General features: G+C 75.1%; 2 protein-coding genes. Both read right to left on the reverse strand.

Annotation, left to right across the window (positions count from 1 at the left end; genetic code table 11):
• Window positions 1-127 precede the first annotated feature (127 nt).
• Window positions 128-1,828, reverse strand: a complete 1,701-nt coding sequence (locus ACFV6D_RS26665) for a DUF885 domain-containing protein (RefSeq protein WP_380561347.1) — start codon at window positions 1,826-1,828, stop codon at window positions 128-130.
• A 153-nt stretch (window positions 1,829-1,981) separates the two neighbouring features.
• Complete coding sequence (locus tag ACFV6D_RS26670) at window positions 1,982-2,923, reverse strand: SDR family oxidoreductase (protein ID WP_380428843.1); 942 nt, start codon at window positions 2,921-2,923, stop codon at window positions 1,982-1,984.
• Window positions 2,924-3,057: the final 134 nt, after the last annotated feature.

The following is a 3,057-nucleotide window of genomic DNA, read 5'->3' on the forward strand; positions in this document are numbered from 1 at the left end:
TGGAGTACCGCCCCGCCCCCGCCCACTCCCCCCGCCGGGAGCACACGGGCGCCCCCCCCGTCACCGGGGCGTGCCCGCCCCCCCGGCCCGCGGGGGGGGGGGGCCCCCCCGGGGGGCGCGGCGGGCCCTACTGCGCCGCGATCCAGTCCGTGACCAGCGTGTCCAGCACTCCCAGCGGCAGGCTGCCGTGCCCGATCAGCTCGTGGTGGAACTCCCGGATGTCGAACCGGCCGCCCAGCGCCGCCTGGGCGCGCTCGCGGTGCCGGACGATCTCCCGGCGGCCGATCAGGTACGCGGTCGCCTGGCCCGGCCAGGCCAGGTAGCGGTCGATCTCGTTGCGGACGTTGGCCTCGGTGGTGGCCGTGTTGTCCCGCATGAAGGCGATCGCCCGCTCCCGGGACCAGCCGTAGTGGTGCAGCCCGGTGTCCACGACCAGGCGCACGGCCCGCAGCGCGTCGAGCGACAGCATGCCGAAGCGGGAGAGGTCCGAGCTGTACAGCCCCATCTCGTCCGCGAGCCGCTCGGTGTACAGGCCCCAGCCCTCGACGTGGGCGGTCAGCTGGCCGCTCGGCCGGCGCCGGAACTCCGGCAGGTGGTGCAGCGTCTGGGCGACGGCGATCTGCAGGTGGTGCCCGGGCACGCTCTCGTGGAAGGCGATCGCCTCGTACTCGTACCTGAACCTGGTCTGCGGGCGCAGCGTGTTGATCCAGTGGGTGCCGGGCAGGCCGCCCGGGCCCGGCGGCTGGTAGTAGGCCAGCGGCCCGGTCTCCGCCTCGATCGGGTCGATCTCCCGGGTCACGCAGTCGGCGATCGGGTAGGCCCGGAAGTAGTCGGCCGAGGCGCGGCGGGCGCGCTCCAGCGCCTCGTCGACCAGGGTGATGATCTCCTCGGCGCTGCCGAAGCGCAGCGCGCGGTCCTCCCGCAGCGCGGCCAGCACGGCGTCGGGGTCGGTGATGCCGAGCACCCTGCCGCCCAGCTCGGCGAACTCCTCGCGCAGCCCCGCCAGGGTGTCCAGGCCGATCCGGTGGACCTCCTCCGGGGTGAGCCCGGGCCGGGTGTAGCGGGTGACGGCGTCGGCGTAGCCCTCGGTGCCGCCGGGCACGTGGCAGACCCCGGCCCGGTCGTCCGGCCGGGCGTCCGTGGCCAGCCGCTGGGCCAGGCCGGCCCGGTAACGGGCCACGGCCGGGCGCACGCCGTCGCGGACGATCACCCGGCCCCGGTCGAACTCCGGGCGGCCCTGCAGCGCGCGCAGCAGCTGGTCGTCGTCCGGGTTGGCGACCAGGTAGGCGTCGAGCTGGTCGAGGGCGGCGTCGACGCCGCTGCGCAGCGGCGTGCGGCCCTCGGCGGCGGCGTCCAGGTGGAGCTGCAGGGCGGCGTCGAAGTAGCCCGGCAGGCCGGCCAGCCGCTCCAGGTAGGCGTCGGCGCCCTCCTGGTCGACGGAGGTCATGGCGAGCGAGGTGAAGGCCTCGTTCTGCGGTGCGGTGATGGTCGCCGAGATGCTGAAGTCGCCCAGTCCGTGGGTGATCCGGCCGGTACCGTTGTCGATCAGCCGCCCGAGCACGCGGTGGGTGACCAGGTCCTCGCCGGCCAGCGCGTCCACCGGGATCGCGGCCAGTCGCGCCCCGAAGCCCGCCAGCGCGTCCCGGTGGCGCAGCGCGGCCGCGCGGGACGGGTCGGGCACCTCGTGGGCGTAGCCCTCGACCCCGCTCAGCGTCGCGTCGAACGGGGCGTGGGCGTTCTCGGCGGCGAAGTACTCCTCGGCCAGGGCGGCGAGTGCGGTGGGGGCGGCGAGTGCGGTGGGTTCGTCGTGGTGCGGCTGGTCGGTCATGGGCGCTCCCCGGTCCGGTGTGGTCAGAGTGACGAGGGTTGCCTGGGCGCCCCGGTGGCGCCGATTATTCGGAGTCGGTGGCGGCGCGGTCAATACGCGGCGCGGGGAAAGGGGTTCTCCCCGGCGCCCGGTGGCGCCGCCGCCGACGCCCCGTCAGCGGTAGCCCTCCGGCGCGGCCGGCTTGCCCGCGTCCTGCACCTCGACCAGGTAGCGCCAGCAGTCCGGCCGGCTGCCGTCGCGGTCGGTGAAGCCGTACTCCAGGGACAGCTGCCCGCTGGACACCGACCCGCCGTTCCAGCGGGAGACCTCGGGGTCGGTGGCGAGGGCGGCGACCGCCCGGCCGACGAAGTACGGGCTCTCGGAGATGCCGAAGTGCGGCTCCCGGGCCAGGGCGTCGCGCCAGTTCTCCTCGGTGACGCCGAAGTGCTCCAGCATGATCTCCGAGCGCATCCAGCCGGGGGTGAGCGCCAGGGCGGTGGCGCCGCGCGGGCCCAGCTCGTGGCCGAGCGCGAAGGCCATCCGCAGCACGGAGGCCTTGGCGAGGTCGTAGAAGAACGAGTTCCGGTAGGTGTCGCGGTTGTACTCGGCGGTTCCGTCGGTCATCTCGACGACCAGGCCGCCCGGGCGGCGCAGCAGCAGCGGGAGGGCGTGGTGGCTGGTGACGGCGTGCGTCTCCACCGCGAGGCGGAGCAGCCGCAGGCCGTCGTCCAGGTCGTGCTCCCAGACCGGGACGTTCCAGCCGAACAGGTTCTCGCCGCCCCAGATGTCGTTGACCAGGACGTCCAGCCGGCCCTGCTCGGCGTCGATCCGTTGCACCAGGGCGGCCACCTGGGACGGGACCAGGTGGTCGGTCGGCACCGCGATGCCCCGGCCGCCGGCCGCGGTGACCAAGTCCGCGGTGTCCTCGATGGTCTCCGGCCGGCCGTACTCCGAGCGCTGCTCGCGGGTGCTTCGCCCGGTGACGTACACCGTCGCCCCGGCGGCGCCCAGCTCCACCGCGATGCCCCGCCCGGCGCCCCGGGTCGCCCCCGCGACCAGGGCGATCCGACCGTCCAGCGCCCCTGCTGCCCGTGCCGCCCCTGCTGCCTGTGCCATCCGCAAGCTCCCTGTCCGCATGTCCGCCGACGACTGTGGCGGCCGCCCGGGGTCCGGAGGGGGGCCCCCCCCGGGGCCGGGGGGGGGACGCGTGGGGGTTAAAAAAAGTAACCGAGCCAGCCCACAAGAAGAGT

It is taken from the genome of Kitasatospora sp. NPDC059812, from assembly GCF_042732075.1.
Taxonomy (GTDB): Bacteria; Actinomycetota; Actinomycetes; order Streptomycetales; family Streptomycetaceae; genus Kitasatospora.

What these genes read in the sequence shown, in the direction of transcription:
- ACFV6D_RS26670 (WP_380428843.1), bottom strand. Translation starts at nt 2,923, where the DNA reads ATGGCACAGGCAGCAGGGGCGGCACGGGCAGCAGGGGCGCTGGACGGT.
- ACFV6D_RS26665 (WP_380561347.1), bottom strand. Translation starts at nt 1,828, where the DNA reads ATGACCGACCAGCCGCACCACGACGAACCCACCGCACTCGCCGCCCCC.